The 17,962-nt window shown below is 65.3% G+C and carries 18 protein-coding genes and 1 pseudogene; 8 read left to right on the top strand and 11 right to left on the bottom strand.

The window, feature by feature from the left end; all coding sequences use genetic code 11:
- A pseudogene (locus Q322_RS22690) lies at window positions 1–249 on the bottom strand (IS6 family transposase); the annotation flags it as partial.
- Between Q322_RS22690 and Q322_RS24650 the strand changes: the two are divergent.
- Complete coding sequence (locus tag Q322_RS24650) at window positions 148–645, top strand: MurR/RpiR family transcriptional regulator (protein ID WP_245593302.1); 498 nt, start codon at window positions 148–150, stop codon at window positions 643–645. The pseudogene Q322_RS22690 and the gene Q322_RS24650 overlap by 102 nt on opposite strands.
- Before the next feature lie 93 nt (window positions 646–738).
- On the opposite strand, the gene Q322_RS24645 is transcribed toward Q322_RS24650, so the two are convergent.
- The 4 genes from Q322_RS24645 to Q322_RS0116805 form a co-directional block, all read right to left on the bottom strand.
- Window positions 739–1,008, bottom strand: a complete 270-nt coding sequence (locus Q322_RS24645; protein WP_245593301.1) for an aldo/keto reductase — start codon at window positions 1,006–1,008, stop codon at window positions 739–741.
- Window positions 1,009–1,186: 178 nt separating this feature from the next.
- Window positions 1,187–1,798 (bottom strand): aldo/keto reductase, encoded by a 612-nt coding sequence (locus Q322_RS24640; protein WP_245593300.1) that lies wholly within the window; start codon window positions 1,796–1,798, stop codon window positions 1,187–1,189.
- 121 nt (window positions 1,799–1,919) lie between these two features.
- A complete protein-coding gene (locus Q322_RS24845; protein WP_281173661.1) occupies window positions 1,920–2,045 on the bottom strand; it encodes a hypothetical protein in 126 nt (41 codons plus the stop codon).
- Between the two features lie 337 nt (window positions 2,046–2,382).
- Window positions 2,383–3,231 carry a site-specific integrase gene (locus Q322_RS0116805; protein ID WP_029479042.1) on the bottom strand — a complete coding sequence of 283 codons (849 nt, stop codon included), beginning with the start codon at window positions 3,229–3,231 and terminating at the stop codon, window positions 2,383–2,385.
- Between the two features lie 1,814 nt (window positions 3,232–5,045).
- Here Q322_RS0116805 and Q322_RS0116795 point away from each other — a divergent pair.
- From Q322_RS0116795 to Q322_RS0116765, 7 genes are all read left to right on the top strand, one after another.
- Complete coding sequence (locus Q322_RS0116795; RefSeq protein ID WP_245593299.1) at window positions 5,046–5,876, top strand: carbohydrate ABC transporter permease; 831 nt, start codon at window positions 5,046–5,048, stop codon at window positions 5,874–5,876.
- A complete protein-coding gene (locus tag Q322_RS0116790; protein ID WP_084148053.1) occupies window positions 5,873–6,754 on the top strand; it encodes a carbohydrate ABC transporter permease in 882 nt (293 codons plus the stop codon). The genes Q322_RS0116795 and Q322_RS0116790 overlap by 4 nt, the downstream gene beginning before the upstream one ends.
- A 75-nt stretch (window positions 6,755–6,829) precedes the next feature.
- The gene (locus Q322_RS0116785) at window positions 6,830–8,122 is read left to right on the top strand and encodes an ABC transporter substrate-binding protein (protein WP_029479039.1); all 1,293 of its coding nucleotides are present in this window, start codon (window positions 6,830–6,832) and stop codon (window positions 8,120–8,122) included.
- Window positions 8,123–8,156: 34 nt separating this feature from the next.
- Complete coding sequence (locus tag Q322_RS0116780) at window positions 8,157–9,314, top strand: ADP-ribosylglycohydrolase family protein (protein WP_034418888.1); 1,158 nt, start codon at window positions 8,157–8,159, stop codon at window positions 9,312–9,314.
- Window positions 9,311–10,621, top strand: a complete 1,311-nt coding sequence (locus Q322_RS21175; RefSeq protein WP_034418886.1) for an ADP-ribosylglycohydrolase family protein — start codon at window positions 9,311–9,313, stop codon at window positions 10,619–10,621. The genes Q322_RS0116780 and Q322_RS21175 overlap by 4 nt, the downstream gene beginning before the upstream one ends.
- Window positions 10,618–11,514 (top strand): HpcH/HpaI aldolase/citrate lyase family protein, encoded by an 897-nt coding sequence (locus tag Q322_RS0116770; protein ID WP_051668703.1) that lies wholly within the window; start codon window positions 10,618–10,620, stop codon window positions 11,512–11,514. Before Q322_RS21175 ends, Q322_RS0116770 begins: the two co-directional genes overlap by 4 nt.
- A 79-nt stretch (window positions 11,515–11,593) precedes the next feature.
- Entirely contained in the window at window positions 11,594–12,382 is a 789-nt protein-coding gene (locus Q322_RS0116765) for an alpha/beta hydrolase (RefSeq protein ID WP_051668702.1), read from the top strand.
- Between the two features lie 42 nt (window positions 12,383–12,424).
- Here the strand turns inward: Q322_RS0116765 and Q322_RS0116760 are convergent, their stop codons facing one another.
- The 6 genes from Q322_RS0116760 to Q322_RS22680 all read right to left on the bottom strand — a co-directional run.
- A complete protein-coding gene (locus tag Q322_RS0116760) occupies window positions 12,425–14,623 on the bottom strand; it encodes an ADP-ribosylglycohydrolase family protein (protein ID WP_051668701.1) in 2,199 nt (732 codons plus the stop codon).
- The gene (locus Q322_RS0116755) at window positions 14,620–15,801 is read right to left on the bottom strand and encodes a CaiB/BaiF CoA transferase family protein (RefSeq protein ID WP_029479033.1); all 1,182 of its coding nucleotides are present in this window, start codon (window positions 15,799–15,801) and stop codon (window positions 14,620–14,622) included. The genes Q322_RS0116760 and Q322_RS0116755 overlap by 4 nt, the downstream gene beginning before the upstream one ends.
- Window positions 15,802–15,834: 33 nt before the next feature.
- A complete protein-coding gene (locus Q322_RS0116750; RefSeq protein ID WP_029479032.1) occupies window positions 15,835–16,890 on the bottom strand; it encodes a LacI family DNA-binding transcriptional regulator in 1,056 nt (351 codons plus the stop codon).
- Between the two features lie 57 nt (window positions 16,891–16,947).
- Window positions 16,948–17,352, bottom strand: a complete 405-nt coding sequence (locus Q322_RS0116745; protein WP_051668700.1) for a PIN domain-containing protein — start codon at window positions 17,350–17,352, stop codon at window positions 16,948–16,950.
- Window positions 17,353–17,360: 8 nt separating this feature from the next.
- Entirely contained in the window at window positions 17,361–17,612 is a 252-nt protein-coding gene (locus tag Q322_RS22685) for a type II toxin-antitoxin system Phd/YefM family antitoxin (RefSeq protein WP_034418884.1), read from the bottom strand.
- 18 nt (window positions 17,613–17,630) lie between these two features.
- Window positions 17,631–17,962: transposase (locus Q322_RS22680; RefSeq protein WP_156953116.1), on the bottom strand; the 332-nt coding region annotated here is incomplete at its 5' end.

Here is a 17,962-nt window from a genome sequence, read left to right as displayed (position 1 = left end):
CACCGCCCGCCACAACCAATGCCGAACGCCATCCACCGTCGTGCAGACCTCGTCCAGGTACCAGCGGGAACCCCGGCGGGGTTCTCGCTGGCGCAGTCCTTCTGCGAACAGGGAAGCGAATTTCATGCACCACTCGCGGAGGGTCTCATGACTGACTTGAATGCCGCGCTGGTGCAGCAATTCTTGAACATCTCTGTAGCTGAGTGGGAAGCGGTGGTACAGCCACACAGCGTGCTGGATGATGATCATTGGGAAGCGGTGTCGGTAGGGCTTGGCGTCGGTCATGGATGGTTACCCTACCCCAGTCCGGTTAAGGCAACACAACCGCTGGAGGTCACCCCGGACGATGTGGTGGTGGTCTTCACCTTGCGGCGCTACAGCCGCGCCACCACCCGGATGATCCGCGCCCTGCACAAACAGGGGGTCCAGGTGCTGCTGATCACCGATCAGGGGGCCTCACCGCTGAATAAGATCGCCCATCAGTGTCTGCAAGTGCCGACCCAGGGCACCGATGTGCTGGCGTCTGTGGCCCCCTTCGTCAGCGTTGTTACGCTCCTCGCCTCGCTGGTGGCGCACGAATTGGAAGGAGGGCATCTCAAGCAGGCTGAGGCCCTCAACGCTGAGTTCGGCGTGTATGAATATTGAGACGGTCACCGGCTGCTGCAATCAATGCAAGTAGAGATGCAAGTAGAGAGAGGAGCGGTAGCCACATCAGAGTGCAGGTAACCGGACGAGGCATCAGTCGTCCCAACTCTTCACCGTCGCCCCGCCGAAAATCATCTTTTTGATGCCGGGCGCAAGGATCGACGACGGCATGGAGGGAGTCAGGGCACTGGCTTTGTCCAGTAGTTCAAGCTGATGCGGCGTGAACACGATCTCCAGTGACGTCAGGTTGTCTTCAAGCTGAGCTACTTTGCTGACCCCGATGATCGGCGAGGTGATGCCCGGCTGCTGCGAGGCCCAGGCCAGCGCCACCTGTGCCAGCGGGCGTTCCAGTTCGGCGGCCACGCCCTGTACCCTGTAAGGCGTCCAGCACGGCCCAGTTGGCTTGAGTGAACTTGGCGTCGCCAAATGGATTGGGACCGTTGAGCCGTCCCTCGCCGCTGGCTCCCTTTGTTTCGCGCTGGTATTTCGCGGTTAAAAACCCCGCTGCCAGCGGACTCCAGGGCGTGATGCCCAGGCCAAACTACTTGGCGGCCCCCACATGTTCGCGCTTGATCCCGCGCTCGGTCAGCGAATACTCCAGTTGCAGGGCAATTGGGCCGGGCACGCCGTGAACCTGCGCCAGTGTCGCCGCCTGCGCGGCGTACCAGGCCGGGACGTTGGAAAACCCGAAATAGCGGATGCGTCCGGCTCGCACCAGATCGCCCAGGGTTTGCAGCACCTCTTCCACGGGCGTCACCAAGTCCCAGTGATGGAGCCAGTACAGGTCAAGGTAATCGGTGTTCAGGCGCTTCAAGGAGCCTTCCAGCGCCCGGTAGATGTTCTTGCGACTGTTGCCACTGGTGACCGGCACGCCCGGTACGGCGTTCCAGATGAACTTGGTGGCGAGGACCACCTGATCGCGCAGACTGCGCTTGTTGACGTACTGACCCAGCAGTTCCTCGCTGCGGCCATTGGAGTAGGTGTCGGCGCTGTCAAAGAAATTGCCTCCCGTATCCAGGTAGGCGTTGAAGATGGCCTCGGAGACGTCATCGCTGGACCCCCAGCCGTTGTTGCCGTAAGTCATGGTGCCCAGCGCCAGCGGACTGACGATCAGGCCAGAGCGGCCCAGCGTGCGGTCATCGGTCAGGTTCATAGAGGCTCCTTTCGACTCGATTTTAACATCGTCTGGCCGCTCCTGAAGATCGTTCAGGTCGACCGAACTTCAGTCCATCCGCCGCCACCCTCCAGTGGTGCGGCTAGTGGTGAGACCCAGATCAGGTGCTCAATGTAGCGGGCTTGCTGGCCGCTATGGAGGGGATTGGGTTGGGAATAATCGCCAGCGTGCAGCGCAAGGTGCAGACCATCGTGCCGCGCTCCTGCACCCGCTGCTTCACCGGCATTTGCGCCACCATCCGCCTGCCGCTGGTCTCGTGGAAGGTGATGCCCAGATGTTCTACCAGCTCACGCTGTTCTCAGAAATGGACCTCCACTGCCAGATGATCAACCGCGATGGATGTGCCCGTCCCAAGCTGACTGAGGATGTCGAGGATCTGGTGTTGGGTATAACGCTTTCCCTTCATCCGCCTTCCAGCGTGCTCCTGAATTTGCAGTCAGATGGCACTGGGAATCAGGGAGGGGGTCATCTGCTAAACCCCTTGGCGACGGATACGTCGCAACCATGGTTTCAGGACTGAACACGGTGCTACCAATCTCCGGGGACGGGCGCGCGGGCTGGCTTCAATGCTTTTTCAGGGCCTCAGCCACCCCCTGGGCCAGCGCGGTGGCCTGGGTCAGTTTACGGGTGTCGTTCGAGCTGAAGCCCGCGCTTTGCGCCGTGTGGGGATGATCGCGCAGGGAGATGCGCCGCAATTCTCCCGGCGGTGTGTAGGGAACGTTCGCGTCCTTGCTGGCCCGGTACAGTGCACTACGCAGTTCCCGGTCCCCGGCATAGGGCAACACCCGTCCAGCAGCGTACAGTTCGCCGCCCGCGTCTGAGAGAAGTGGTTGCAGGGCGTACAGAGCGGCGTCGCTCAGGCGGGTCACGGCGTGAGGGCGCAAGGCGCTGCCGGTGGTGAAATCAAAATCCTGCCAGTGGAGGGACAGCAGATCGCGCACCCGGTAAGCGTGCTGGTCAATCAGGATCAGGGCGGCGTAGAGCGCAGGATCGGACTGGGTGTGCAGGTGCAGGCGTTCCATATCGGCCCGTGCCAGCAGGGACGCACCTAGGCGTTCATTGGGTGGGCGTTGCAGTCCGCGCAGGGGGTGGACGAGCAACAGCTCCTGATCCTGAAGTGAGGTGTAGAGCTTGGAGAGCAGCGCCAGGCGCAGGCGAACCGTATTGGCGCGGGCAGGCGCGGGACCAGCGTTGCGGGCCGCAGCGGCGAGTAGCCAGGCGTGAAAATCCTCTGGAGGGTGCAACAGGTTGAGGCGCTGTTCCTGTGCCTGGGCAAAGATATGGCGCAGCAGGGAGTGGACCTGGGTGTTGGAGGTGGGCCACGTTCCGGCCATGAGTGGAATCAGCGTGTCGAGGTCCGGGTGCTGGAGCGCCTGCACGATTTTGCGGGCGCGTTCGTCGGCAGGGTGCATGCCGGAGTATAGATTAATCGGCGTTATAGAATAACTTGACTTAGTGACTCTTCGTTCCGATCTCTGTCCTTATTCAGAATTGAACTGGTGTATTCGTGTCTTACCCGCTTTTGCCAGTGCATAAGCCGAGTAAAAGCAGCGGTACGTCATCTTTTGCGTATAACGCCGGTTAGCTGGAGAGCATTGTGGAGCTTTTTGTCATGCGCTCCAAACATTGCTCAGGCGGACTAGACATTCAGGGACAGCGCGGAAATTGCCTGCGTGGTTACCCACATGATCTCTGTTCCCGGAACCTTTGGAGGCAAATGCAGGGTCATAAGCGAGTCGCGCAGAATCCCAGAGCCATAAATATCTATCGGCCTGAACCGCTGGGTGAAACTGGCGATCACGGTCCGGTCATGACCCACCCATTACGATTGACCACAGAGGCGACGGACCAGGCGCGGATAATGCGCTCGAACAGTCTTTTTTCGTGCCCCGGCACCGTGTTCCACGGGAGGCAGACAGCCTCCGACCAATTCGGACCTCGCTGGAATCCGGGGTCCGCTTCACCGCGTTAGAGGCTATTAATGATGCGCTAACGCTGCGTCTGGCAAGCTGAGGCCACCAGGTCTTTTCAACCTCCACAAGGAGAACTTTCATGTCCGTGCATGATTCCACCTTCGAGTTCCTGCCGCTTCCCGTGACGGTCCATAAATACCTGTCCTGATGTCTCGTTCCCCGCGAATCAGCACCAGCGGAGACTCAAGAACGCTTCTCGGCTGTGGACATGTCTCGCAGGCTTGCAGGCCAGGCGACAGGCGGCCTGGGCGTCCCCTGGGCCAGTCTCCACCTGAGCAAGACACGTGGGAATCATCTGAAACGAATCGCGGTTAAAGTCCTGCCTTTGATCCGACTGGAGAGAGCGGCAGAGAGTACGTGGTGCGTGGCCTGGAAGAAGATACGGCACTTTGTCTATTCTTGAATTGAACGCCTTGTGTATGATGGGCCGTGGTTGACGTCCTCCTGACTCCTTAGAAATTTTGATTACCGTATTCCACACCGCCACAATTCAAATTTCAAGGCGAGCGTCGGTTGGCACCTGAGAGTCGTCCCATCACGCGCATTGGCCAGGCTTTGGAACAGATTGAGACACCTTTTCGCGCCCGGTGGCTGAGGGCATCCGGTCTGCTCAGATCAGAACGCCGGCTTCCTTGCGGCTGCGCGTCGCCCTGGCCATAATTACTCGCCATTCCACCAGGCCCTAGACCGAGTCGCCCGAATGGATCATCCTGGGCTTCTCTTATCTCAAAATATCGGCCAGTGGAATAACGCGTCTAAAGCGGCGATACAAGACGGCTGCGGTTTGACTTTTGAATCGATTAACCTATACTCTTAGGGCGATTCAAAAACTCGACACTCCCTGGGAGGTTTCTGCCGTGATCCCCACCCCAAGCCCACCGTTCACCCGTGAGAAACTCTGATGTCGCGTGGTGCATCCACATTCTCGGAGAACCTGCTTCCATGAGCGGCGGCCCTGGATCACCGCATACACCAGGGGGTGGCTGGTGGGCGCTTGGCCGCGTCTGTACACCAGCGTGTGTGGGGAGGCGTGGACTGCCTTTTCTGCCGCGCCGAATCGCAAGGGCCATATGGGGCCATATTCAGCGGGTATGGGCATCTCTCTATCCCCGCCCAATGCTCTGTTCTCAGGGCGTCAGGTCAAGTTCGGGAGCGACTGGCCTGTGATCGCGCGTCAGCCGGCTGGTCCGAAGGGAAGTGCGTCCGGGTACGCCCGGGTGAGCTGGTGGCTCTTTGTCCCCACCCTCGTCCCCGTGTTGATCCTGTCGGTCTGGCCGCTGGTGCAGGGACTGTACATGGGCTTTACCAGCGATGAGCTGGGGGCGGCTGGGCGCAATTTCGTGGGCCTGGCCAATTTCCAGCAGATGCTGGGTGACACGCAGTTCTGGGCCTCATTTCGCATCGGTGGCGTATGGGCCGTCATCGTTACGGCAGGCGTCATCGTTCTGGGCCTCGGCCTGGCACTGCTGCTCAATGCCGGACTGCCGTTCCAGGGGGTGGCCCGCGTCCTGGTGCTGATTCCCTGGGCCATCCCGCCGGTGATCAAAGGGGTGATCTGGAGGCTGGTGTATCACCCGACCGGGGGCGTATTGAACTCGGTTCTGCTGTCGCTGGGCATCATCAGCACGCCCATCGACTGGCTCAACAGTTTCGACTGGGCGCTGCTCGCCGTAATTGTAGTGGGCATCTGGACCGGACTGCCTCAGGCGACGGTGGTGCTGCTGGCGGGCCTCCAGACCATTCCAGAGGAGTTGAAGGAGGCGGCGGCCCTGGACGGCGCGTCCAGCATGCAACAACTTCGTCACGTGACCCTGCCGCTGATGGCCCCGGTGATCTTTGCGGTCACGGCGCTGGAATTCATGTGGAATTTCAACTCGTTCGGCCTGGTCTACACCCTGACGGCGGGCGGCCCCGCCGGGACCACCCGGTTACCGATGCTCTTCGCCTACGAGGAAGCCTTTCAGTATGGCCACCTGGGGTACGCCTCGGCGCTGGGAACCGTGATGGTGCTGATCGTGGGGCTGGCGCTGGCGCACAGCGTGCGCCGCCAGCTCCGGGACGCCGCGCCCAAGGAGAGTTCATGACCCACACGCTCCAGCCCCCTGGCCCCCCCGTTCCCCGCAGGCCCCGGCGGCGTCCACGCTTCCAGCCTGCCCGCATGCTGATGGGCGCGCTGCTGCTGCTGTTCGTGGTCTTCCTGGCCTTTCCACTGCTGTGGCTGATCTCGACGGCGTTCAAACCGCTGGCCGAGACCTTTACCACGGCGCTGATTCCGCAGAACCCCACCTGGGCCAACTTCGGTGAGGCCATTGTTGACCTGGGGGTCCTGCAAAGCGCGGCAAACACTTTCAAGGTCAGCTTCATCTCGGCGCTGCTAACGCTGGCAATTGCCACGCCTGCGGCTTACGTGCTGGCCCGGCGGCCCAGCCCGGTCAACCGGGGGGTGCTGATCTGGATTCTGGTCACGCAGACCTTTCCGGTCATCCTGATCATCGTGCCACTGTTCCTGATCCTGGCCCGCTTTGGGCTGGTCAACACCCACCTGGGGTTGATCGTGGTGTACGTGGTCTGGAGTCTGCCGTTCGTGTTGTGGATGCTGCAAGGGTACGTGTCGGGTATTCCCAACGAACTGGAGGAAGCGGCGGCCATGGACGGGGCCAACCAGGTCCAGACCATCACCCGCATTCTGCTGCCGCTGCTCATTCCGGCGCTGGTCGCCACCGGTCTGTACGCCTTTGTCAACGCCTGGAACGAGTTCTTCTTCGCACTGGTCCTGCTCAAGTCGCCTGAGCTGACCACCATTCAGGTCAATCTGTCCAAGCTGCGCGGCATCGAGGGGCTGGCCCGCTGGGGACCGCTGGCCGCAGGCAGTCTGCTGGCGACCTTTCCCACCCTGGTCCTGTTCGGCTTCATGCAGCGCCGCCTGGTGTCTGGCCTGCTCTCCGGCGGAGTCAAAGCTTAGCGTTCGGCGTCCCTTTGCTCGACATTGCCTCGATCACCACGGCCTCGATCACCACTCCCTTCAGGAGGAACCACCATGAAAAAGCCCCTGCTTCTCTCGTCCGCCCTCTTGCTGCTCGTTTCCCCGGCCACTGTTCAGGCCCAGTCCGCGCCGGTCAAGTTGCGTTTCGTCAGCCTGGCCTGGCAGACCCAGGCGATTGCCGCCGTCAAGGAAGCCGTGGCGGGCTGCAACGCCGCCAACAAGAATATTCAGGTGGACTACCAGCAGGTGTCCTGGGACTCGGTCCAGGATTACCTGACCACCTCGTTCCAGGCCAAGAGCGTGCCAGACATCTTTCACTACGAGTCCACCCCCGTGATGGAATTTGCCGCGCAGGGCGTGCTGACGGACCTGTCCAAGCTGATTCCCGCCGAGATGAAGAGCGACATCGCGCCGGGGGCCTGGGCCACCGTCACGGCGGACAATGGCGCGATCTACGGCGTGCCGTTCCTGTGGGAATCGCTGATCACCATCTACAACAAAGACCTCTTCAAGGCGGCGAGCATCCGCGTGCCCACCATTGCCAAGCCGTGGAGCTGGACCGAGTTCCAGCAGGCCTCCAAGAAGCTGACCGTGGACAAGAACGGCGACGGCAAGGCTGAACAGTACGGCTCCGCCTTCGGCCTGCGCTCGCCCACCAACCGGATCATGAACCTGTCGCTGGGTTTTGGCGGCGATTACTTCTACAAGGACGGCAACAGGTACGTCGTCCGGGTAACGGACAAGGAAAGAGCGCTCCTGAAGATTCTGCTGGACATGCAGTACACCTCCAAATCGGCAGCCCCCGAGGGCCTGACCGCCCAGAGTCCAGAACTGTTCGCGGGATTTTTCTCGGGCAAGTTCGCCATGCTGCCGGGCATCGGGGTGTGGGCACGCCAGACCATCGCCGAGACGGGTCCCAAGGACCTGAACTGGGGCGTGCTGCCGCCCATCAAGGCCACCACCCAGGCCCAGGGATCGGCCACCCAGACCCTGAGCATTCCCGCCGCGTCTGGCCACAAAAAGGAGGCCACGCAGTTCATCACCTGCTTTGTCAGCCGGGTCAACAACGGCAAGCTGGCCGCCGGGGACTGGCTGTTCCCCACCCGGCAGTCCTCGCTGCGCGGCGCACCCTTCCAGAGCGACGCCAACGGCTGGCGCGTGGCCAGCGACTCGGCCAAGTACCTGACGATGGCCCCGTACCAGGAGGTCAAGGGCTATACCGAGGTCAAGAACAAGGTGCTGACCCCCACCTTCCAGCAGATGCTGGCGGGCCGGATCACGCTGGACGACGCGGCCAAACAGATTGAAAAGGAAGGCAACGCCATTCTCGCCAAGTACTACAAATGAGGCGCGCTCCCCAGGCCCCAGGGAGGTCCGTGCCGTGGCCCTGAGCATCGAAGACGGCGCGCTGGGCTGCGTCCTGGGCGGCGCGGTGGCCGACGCCCTGGGCGGCCCCACCGAGGGCCATCCGCCCGCCGTGATCGTGGAGCGGTTCGGTGGACGGGTCACCGATTTCGTCGGGCCGTTCCACCCCGACTGGCAGACCGCCCGGCCCATCTCGCCGCTGCACAAGGGTGACGGCCACATCACCGACGACACCCTGATGGTCATGGCCCTGGCGAACGTCTACGGGCAGGTGCGCCGTCACTTGGACGCCTTCGACATGGCCGACTACCTGGTTCCCCAGATCGCCGATGTCGTGACCTACATCCCCGAATTCGAGCGCGACACGGTGCTGGTCAACCGGCTGTTCTACGCCGAGAAGTACCTGCTGTTGCGGTTGCGGCACGCCCACATCGACCCGCGCGAGGCCGGGGTGGGCAACGTCGTGAACTGCGGGGCAGCCATGTACATGGCCCCGGTGGGCATCGTCAACGCCGGTGACCCACATGGTGCGTACCGCGAGGGCATCGAGCTGGCCGGGGCGCACCAGAGCAGCTACGGGCGCGAGGCTGCCGGGGTGATGGCGGCGGCAGTGGCCGAGGCGCTGCGGCCCGGCGCGGACGCCGAGTCGGTGGTGCGCTGCGCGCTGGAGCTGGCCCGCGACGGCACCCGCGCGGCCATCGAAGCGGTCACTAAGGTGGGCCGGGAGTGCGGCGGCTGGGAGGAGGCCATTCCGCGCCTGCGGGGCGCGGTGCGCCCTTTCGATTCGGTGGGCGAGGCGTACCGCGAACCCGATCTGGACGCCCGCAAGCCCAGCCGCAAGAATTCAATCGAGGAGCTGCCGGTGGCCCTGGGGATGCTGCTCGCCACCGGGGGAAACTATCTGGACACCGTGCTGGGCGGCGTCAATTATGGCCGGGATTCGGACTCGATTGCGGGCATGGGCGGGGCCATCGCCGGGGCGCTGGGCGGCGAGGCAGTGGTGCCGGGGAAGTGGGCCGACTTCATTCAGGAGCGCAGCCGCAAGGACCTGCGGGCCGTGGCCGCTGACCTGGCCGCCGTGGCGCGGGAAGTGTTCGCCGCCGATCAGGCGCGCGCCGCCGCGCGGGTGGCCGCTTTTCCGGTCATGACGGAGCGCAAGGGGGTTTCCGTGTGACGGTCCGGGTGACCTGGCTCTCGCTGGAGGAGCGTCTTCAACACGAGTTCGCGCAACTGACCGAGGAGGGCAACGATCCGGGCGAACTGCGGGTGGCGTGGGCCGAGGTCGCCGACGCCACGCCCGAAGTCCGGCAGGATGCGTCGGCCCGCCTGCTGGACCGGGCCAGCGAGATCATGACGCCGCCGCAAGCCTCTGCCGTCCCGGTGGCCGCCTCTCCCCTGCTCCCGCTGCCCGGCGACCTGGAACGCCGCCTACTGGCGGGCTGGACGGGCCGGATGGCCGGGTGTCTGCTCGGCAAGCCGGTGGAGAAGATTCCGCGCGAGGGCATCCGGGCGCTGCTGGAGTCGGCAGGACGCTGGCCGCTGGATGACTATTTCACTGCCGCCGGTGTACCCGGAGGTGTGCTGGAGCGTTATCCGTGGAACCGGGCCAGCGCCCCCACCAGCCTGCGCGAGACCATAGTCTGCATGCCGGAAGACGACGACCTCAATTACACCATGCTCAATCTGGGCGTGCTGGAGTCGGCGGGTCCCGACTTCTCCACCGAGGACATCGCCAGTGCGTGGTTGACCCTGCTGCCCGCCCTGACCACCTTCACGGCAGAGCGGGTGGCCTACCAGAACCTGCTGGACAGGGTGCAGCCGCCGGAAACGGCCCTGCGCCGCAACCCGTACCGTGAGTGGATCGGGGCGCAGATTCGCGCCGACGTGTGGGGCTGGGTTAATCCGGGCCATCCTGCTCGGGCCGCCGAATACGCGGCCCGCGACGCCCGGCTCAGCCACGTCAACAACGGGGTGTGGGGCGAGCAGTATGTGGCGGCGATGGTGGCGGCCGCCTGCGTGCTGGATGATGTTTCAGAGGTGGTTCACGCTGGCCTGGCGGTGGTCCCTGAAGGCAGTCGGCTGGCCGGGGCAGTGCGCTGCGCTGTGGACCTCCACAGCGCGCAGATGCCCTGGGAGGAGGCGCTGGACCGCCTGTACGCCGATTACGGGCAGTACCACTGGGTCCACACCATCAACAATGCTGCCCTGGTCACGGCGGCGCTGCTGTACGGCGAGGGTGACTTTGGCCGCTCGATCTGCCTAGCGGTGATGGGCGGCTGGGACACCGACAGCAACGGCGCGACGGTGGGTTCAGTGGTGGGAACGCTGCGCGGCGAGGTGCCCGCCTGCTGGGCGCAGCCGCTGGGCGGGCGGGTGCGCTCCAGTCTCAAGGGGTTCGACCACGCGACGCCCGGCGACCTGGCCCGCCGCACGGCGGCGCAGGCGCGGCGGGTCCACGCGGCGTCAGGTGGAGAAGGGTGAGCGCCGTCATGCTGTTCGTGCCGGGGAGCGACGCAGGCAAGCTCGCCAAGATTCCGGGCCTGCCCGGCGGCGAGTTGCTGCTGGACCTGGAGGACGGCGTGGCGTGGTCGCGCAAGGCGCAGGCCCGTGAGCTGGTGGCCACGGCACTGGCCCAGCATGGGAGCAGCCGCGTCCTGTGGGTGCGGGTCAACAGCTTCGGCTCGCACCTGCTCTTCGATGATCTGGACGCCGTGGTCATGGACGGACTGGCCGGAATCAATCTGCCTAAGGTGGAGTCGGCCCAGCAGCTTCAGACGGTGGACTGGGTGCTGGACGCGCTGGAGCGGCGACGCGGACTGGAGCCGGGAGCACTGCGGGTCCTGGCGACCATCGAGACCGCGCTTGGTGTGCAGAACGCGCCCCAGATCGCGCAGTCCAGCTCTCGCCTGGAAGGATTATGTTTTGGGGCCGCCGATTACAGCCGCGATGTGGGTCTGGACTGGCCCCCGGCGGACGGCGCGCTGCCCTTAACGGTCCAGCAGGCCCGGGTGGCGCTGGTTCAGGCGTCGGCCTCCGCCGGTCTCGCCGCGCCCCACGACGGTGCCTCGGCAGAGTTCCGGGATCTGAACCGGCTGGAGCTTGAGGCACGCGCCGCCTGTGCGCTGGGCTTCGGGGGAAAACATGCCATTCACCCGGCCCAGGTGCCCGTGATCGAGGCGGCGTTTGCCCCGACCGAGCGGCAACTCGCCTGGGCGCAGGAAGTGGTGGCGGCGGCGCACCAGCACGGGCAGCAGGGCGTGGGCGCATTCGCCCTCCACGGCGTCATGGTGGACGCGCCGGTGGTGGCCCGCGCCCGTCAGTTGCTGGGCCGGTCTTCCACGCCGCGTGTGACTGAATCCTCAGCGTCGCAGTGAAGGGTTCAGGGCTGTTCACAGCAAAAGATTTCACGCCTGCAACGCGTGTTCCACCGCTCCCCCACCGGGTGACCGCGCGATGACGGCGTGCCGCAGCCAGGTCCGCGACCTGGTTCTGCACTCGCCGGTGCTGGGCCGCCCGTGGCCGTACCGGGTCTACGAACCGGCCAGCTCGGCGCACCTCACCCTGCCCATCCTCTACCTGCTGCATGGCCGCCAGGCCGACTGCACCATCTGGACCCACGAAGGTCACCTGGCGGAGCATCTGGACGAGGAGATCGCGGCTGGACGGGTCCCGCCGCTGCGGGCGGTGATGCCGGACGCCGGGGAGAGTTGGTACGTGGACGGACCGGAAGCGCCGCTGGAGACCGCTTTCTTTGCCGATTTCATGCCGCAGGTCGAGGCGCGGTATCCCCCTGTGGCCGGCAGGCGGTCCCGGTGGCTGGCCGGCTATTCGATGGGCGGGTACGGGGCGCTGCGTTACCTGCTGACCCGCCGCCACCTGTTCGGCGCGGCGGTGCTGCTCAGTCCCGCCGTGTACAGCGGCCTGCCCCCCGCCGAATCGACGATCCCCGGCCAGGGCGCATTTGGCCGTCCCTTCGACGCCGCCCGCTGGACCGCGCTCAACTATCCGGCGCAACTGGTCGCAGGCTTGCGCCCGACTTCGGTGTTCATCGGTGTTGGAGACGCAGACCGCGCCCACTCGGACCCCACGGCCAATGTCGAGGTGCAATCGGCACTGCTGCATGCCCGGCTGCGTGGCCTGGGTGTGGCCTCGCACCTGCGGGTCTGGCCAGGTGGCCATGACTGGTCCGTCTGGCGTCCAGCCCTGATCGAGGGCCTGCGGACCACGGCAGCGTGGCTGTAACATGCCTGCTCCCGCCCGTTTCCTGAGCGCGCCAGCCACGCATTACCTATCCACGGCGGTGTTCCTGGAGCGCTCGGCATTCATGTGGTCCGGCGTGACCGGTTGCAGGGTGAGGCAGTGCAGATCCACCCCGTTCGACTCGGCCAGGATGGCGATGCCGCCCGCTTCGAGTGGCTCAGGGTCCTCGGCCTGAAGGTGGCTGGACTCCACGCGGGCCACCAGCCTGCCGCCCGTGATCTGGAGGTAGCAGTGGACCGGCGAACCCGATTCCCAGTCCAGCGGAACCTGGGCCAGCACCCGTCTCACGTCGTCTGACTGCCTGACCAGCTCCACCTTTCCGGGTGAAATCCACAGCGCGTAGTGCCGTCTCAGCCCCCGCGTATGGACCGCCAGACCGAAGGGGGCCGGCAGATGCGCGGTCAGGCGAGCCTCCAAGACAAAGTCGGTCCAGTCCGGGGCATCGAGCATTTGCTGTCCGACGCCGTCCCGCTGGGTAAACCGCATCAGATCTGGACTCTTGATGTCCAGGCGCTGGGCGGCGTTGACCCAGGCCCGCCGCCACATCTGCCCGGGGCCGGCTGGCCTGGTGTGGTGCAGGCGGGGCGTGCCGTTCCAGTCCAGGTGCGCCAGCCTGAGCTGCCCGGTCCCCACAACATTTAGGCCCACCCTGGCCACCGGCAAGGCCCCCAGGTCCGGCACCGTCCAGCGCAGCGGGGTGACCGTGCCGAGGTGGAGCTGCTGAAGCTGGCCGTCTAGGCGGACCAGTTGGTCCTCCGCGTCGTAGTAGTCGAGGGTCAGGCCGGCCATCAGCGAGGTCTCGGCCTCGACCTGGGCCGTGACGACCTGTCCAGGGTGCAGGGCGGGGGTGGCCATCAGGGTGTAATTCCAGCCTGCTCCCAGGTTGCGGGCGTAGGGAACGTCGATGGTATTCGGGACGTCCGGCGGCAGGAACACTGCGGTCGTCACCCGGCCCCGCCCCTGAATCTGAATCCCCAGACTTCCCCCCAGGCCGCACAGGACGGCGCTCCGGCTCCCTTCAAAGCCCTGAACGCTGCCCGGCGGCCCGAAGTGATACCTCGGCGGGCGGGGTTCCGGGGGCAGGTTGTTGAGGCGGCGGGCCAGCCGTACCAGGTCATCGGTGACCTGCACCGCGTCGGTCACCACGCGCGCCCCCCGGGCGCTGCACACAAAGAGCCGGTCCGCCACCGGCCCTCGCCAGCGCGCCGGAATGGCCTCCACCCCGTGCCGCAGGCCCAGCAGGGCACCGACGTTGCCCGCGTTGCAATCGGTGTCCCAGCCGCAGGACGTGCAGATCACCAGCGTTTCCTCGAAACTGTCGTTGCCGTAGAGCAGGGCCAGCAGCATGACGCCGTGGTTGGGAATCACGTGGGCATTGCCGGGATACAGGTGGTAGCCGTACTGCCGCTCCAGCCGGGAGAACGCGTCCCGCCAGTCGGGCAGGTCCTGACGCCACTGCCGGAGGTCACGGTAGAGCTGAAGCAGGGTGCCCTGGACGGGCAGGGTGCGCTGCGCGGCGTCGAGCAGTTGTATCAGGGAGTGTGGCCCGAAGGCCAGCGCCTCCATGGTGACCCACGCGACGGCGGCGTCGACCGCCTCGCCGTCATGGCTGACGCGCGCCGCGTGACGCGCCAGGCGGGCCGCCAGACCAGGGTTGCCAGGGGCCAGCATGGCCCAGCCGTCGATAAAGATCTGCGCGCCGATCTGCTCGGCCACCATCTTGCCGTTCAGGGCCACGCTGCCGCTGGCCGGGGCGGAGATGCCGTGTTTCAAGCGGGTATAGGCCGTCTCCTCGGTGCTGTTGCCCATGCCGCCCCACCACAGGATGGTCCGGCCCTCCACGATCTGATTAAGCCAGGTCTGCCCGATCTCGGCGCTGCCCAGGTCCGGGCCATGTTCCTCGATGGCCCGGACGAAGGCGAAGGTTCCGGACAGATCGTCATCGGTCACGATCAGGGGACGCCCGACAGCCCCGTTCACGTAGTCGCGGACCTCGCCAAAGGTGCTGTGAATCCGGGCAGAGGTCCACCCCTCGATGGGCCGGCCCAGGTAGACCCCGATCATCTTGCCGAGGACGCCCGCGTAAACGCGCTTGGCGTAGTCACCCGGCAGGGCGCTGGTGACTGGCCCACTGCCGCCGGGGAAGGCGTCCGCAGCAGCGGTCCCATGCCGCTGTGATTCGGAGTCGCCGACAGGGAGTTCGACGCGGGACGCTCTGCTCATGGTTTATCAGTGGTGGACCGGCGGCCAAGCGTCTGCATCACGTCTTCCTGATCCGCCCCGATGGGGGTGCGCCCAGCAAAGCGGACCGCGCCCGGGGTCAGCGAGAGTTTGGGGAACACCCCCGCCATGGTGGCCTCGCCCAGATCGGCATCCGGGACCCGAATGACGCTGCCGCGCGCCTGGTAATGCGGGTCCCCCACGATCTGCGCGACGTCGTAGATGGGCGCAATCGGGGCTTCGACAGCCCGGAACTGCCTCAGCACTTCTGCCAGCGGCCAGCTGACAATCCAGTCGCCGATCAGGGCGTCGATCTCGTCGCTGTGCCTCAGGCGAGCGGCGGCGGTGCTGAAACGCTCGTCCCCGGCCAGTTCCGGGCGTCCGATAACGGTCAACATCCGGTTGACGACCTGCTGCGTTCCGCCGGAGAGGGCCACCCAGTGGTGATCCGAGGTCGTGAAGGCGTTGCGCGGCGCGGTGCGTGTGCTGCGGTTGCCCTGCCGCCCCTGCACCGTGCCGATCTCCACGTACTCGATGGCCTGCGGTCCCAGGATACCGAAGAGCGGCTCATACAGACTCAGGTCGATCATCTGGCCCTCTCCCCCACCCTGAGCGTCGCGCCAGTACAGCGCCATCATGGTGGCGTAGGTTCCGGCCAGGGCTGCCACGCCATCGGCCAGGCCGAAGGGCGGCAGGGTGGGCGGTCCGCCGGGCTGCCCGGTGATGGCGGCAAAACCACTGAAGGCCTCGGCCAGCGTTCCAAACCCCGGTTCCTGGCTGAGCGGGCCGGTTTGCCCGAAGCCGGTGACCCGGACCATCACCACGCGAGGATTCAGGGCATGCATGTCGTCCCAGCCCAGGCCCCAGCTCTCGAGCCGTCCGGGACGGAAATTCTCGATCACGACGTCGGCCCACTGGGTCAATTCCCGCACGGTCTGACGGGCATCCTCGTCATGCAGGTCCAGCGTGATCAGGCGTTTGTTGCGCGCGATGGATTTCCACCACAGCGGCACACCGCCTTTAGTGTGGCCCCAGCGCCGGGCGTCGTCCCCACGAGGATGCTCGACCTTGATCACGTCCGCGCCGTAGTCCCCGAGATTGGTGGCGATCAGCGGTCCAGCGTAGAGACTGGCCAGGTCGAGGACCTTGATGCCGTCCAGGGCCATCGTGGCGTTAGTCATGCGCTTTCCCGAATGCCCAGGGCCATGAGGGGGTCACGCGTCTACCCCCGCTTCAGGCTCCTGGCGTGGTGCGGTCGAACCGCGCGCCATCAGAACGGGTGAGACAGTCAACTGCCGGGGCGGCCCGTCTTCCCCACCGCTGAGACGGTCGAAGAGCAGTTGAGCGGCGAGCCGGCCCCGCTCGCCGGCCATCAGGGAGACGCTGCTCAGCGGAGGGGTGGTGACCTGACATTCACGGATGTCGTCCATGCCGATCACGGCCATGTCTTCCGGGAGGTGCACGCCGTGTTCGCGCAGCGAGCGCATGGCCCCAATCGCCATCAGGTCGTTGGCGCAGACAAGACCGTCAAAATGAACGCCCTGCGTCATCAGACGCTGCGCGGCGCGGTAGCCCCCGTCCAGCGTGAAGTCCTCCTGAACGCGCAGGGCCGGCGGGATGGTCCGGTTCGCCGCGAGCAAGGCGTTCTGAACACCGCGCCAGCGTTCTGCCGAGGGCCAGGTCCCGGCGGCTCCGTTGATAAAGGCGAGCTGCGAGCAGCCCACGGACCACAGATGTCGTGCGGCCAGGGCCGCTCCGGCTGCGCTGTCCACCGTCACGTTGTCGCAGACGATGTCGCGCAGGTGACCGATGATGACCACGGGTCCGGCCACGTCCCGCAGTGCAGAGTCCAGGCCGCTGGCACCGCGCAGAGAAATCAGGATCAGGCCGTCCACCGACCGGTGGGCGAGTGTGCCCAGCGCGTGCGCTTCTTCCGAGGGCTGACTCTCGGTACTGATGAGGTGAAGGTGGTAGCCGCGCTGTCTGGCCACCTGCTGCACCGTTCTGGCGATCTCGATGTAGACGGGGTTGCCGATGTCCGGCACGGCCAGCGCAATCGTCTGGGTGGTCTGCTTGCGTAGACTGGCGGCGGCGTGGTTGGGCTGGTAGCGCAGGGACAAAGCGCAGCGCTCCACCCGCTGCCGGGTCGCCTCAGAAATACGCAGACTGCCGTTCAAGGCCAGAGAAACGGTGGCCGCTGACACGTTCGCCGCCTTGGCGACATCGGTGATCGTGACCCTGCGGTCGCTCGGCCGGGTGGACTGGGACATGTGTACGACATAGTTAAATCGATTAACCTCGTTTTGTCAAGCGGTGGGGTCAAACCTTCAGGCCAGCTCCTCATCCGCCCAGTCGGCCACCTGTAAGCGTGCCACCCGGCGGTACCCCCGGCCATTGTGGGTCACCAGCGTCAGCCCACGTGCCAGCGCCATGCCCGTATTCAGCAGGTCATACGGGCCAATCGGCTGCCCCTGTGCTTTCAAGGCCGCCCGGATGCTGGCGGTCACGCGGGCGTCGCCTGCTCCGTAGTCCAGCACCGCCACCCGTGGCAGCCACAGCGCCAGAGCGGCCTTCACGGCGGCGCGTCTGGCCGGGGCCTGGGCCAGCCCGAATTCGATCTCCATCACGGTCAAGCTGCTCAGCGCCAGCGTGGACGGCGGGTGCAGGGCCAGGTGGCCGCGCACCTGTCCCAGGCCCCGCACCGCGTGGCTGATGGTGTCGGTGTCCAGCAAGTACGTGATCAGAACAGCTCTCGGTCTTCGGGGGGCGGCAGATCGTCGCGGGACAGCGTGAAGTCCGCGAGTTCTGGCGTGGCCGGGGCCGCGAAGAAGGCCAGGGCCTGCGGGGACCACTGACCCTCGACGTCTTCCAGGGCGCACAGCCGGGCGGCGGGCCTGCCGTTGCGGACAATGATCACCGTCTCGCCGTGCTCGGCGGCCTCCACCAGCTTGCTCAGTTGGGTTTTGGCGTCGTGCCTGTTCACTGTGGTCATGGCTCTCACCTCTAGAGGCTATCCGGCAAGCGATCCAAAAAGCGGCTGTAATTTATTTGCCAACAGAACGCTCGCTGCCAGGAAATGAAAGCCAATCAGTGTGCTGCTCAACCGCTCCAAATCACGTCCCAGTCGCCTAAATCTTGAGAGCCAGGCAAACGAGCGTTCCACCACCCAGCGTTTTGGAAGCAGGATGAAGCCCTTCTCGCCTTCGGGCCGTTTGACTACCACCAACTCCACACCCATCCCGGCGGCATCTGATGCCGCCGCTTCACCGGTGTATCCCTGATCAGCAAACACGACTTCGATAGTTGCCCCAGTTGCTCGCTGTGCTTCCAGACACGCATCAT

The organism is Deinococcus frigens DSM 12807 (assembly GCF_000701425.1).
In the GTDB taxonomy this organism is placed as follows: Bacteria; Deinococcota; Deinococci; order Deinococcales; family Deinococcaceae; genus Deinococcus; species Deinococcus frigens.
The sequence above is the reverse complement of the archived record's forward strand: the minus strand, read 5'-3'. Positions and strand labels throughout refer to the sequence as shown.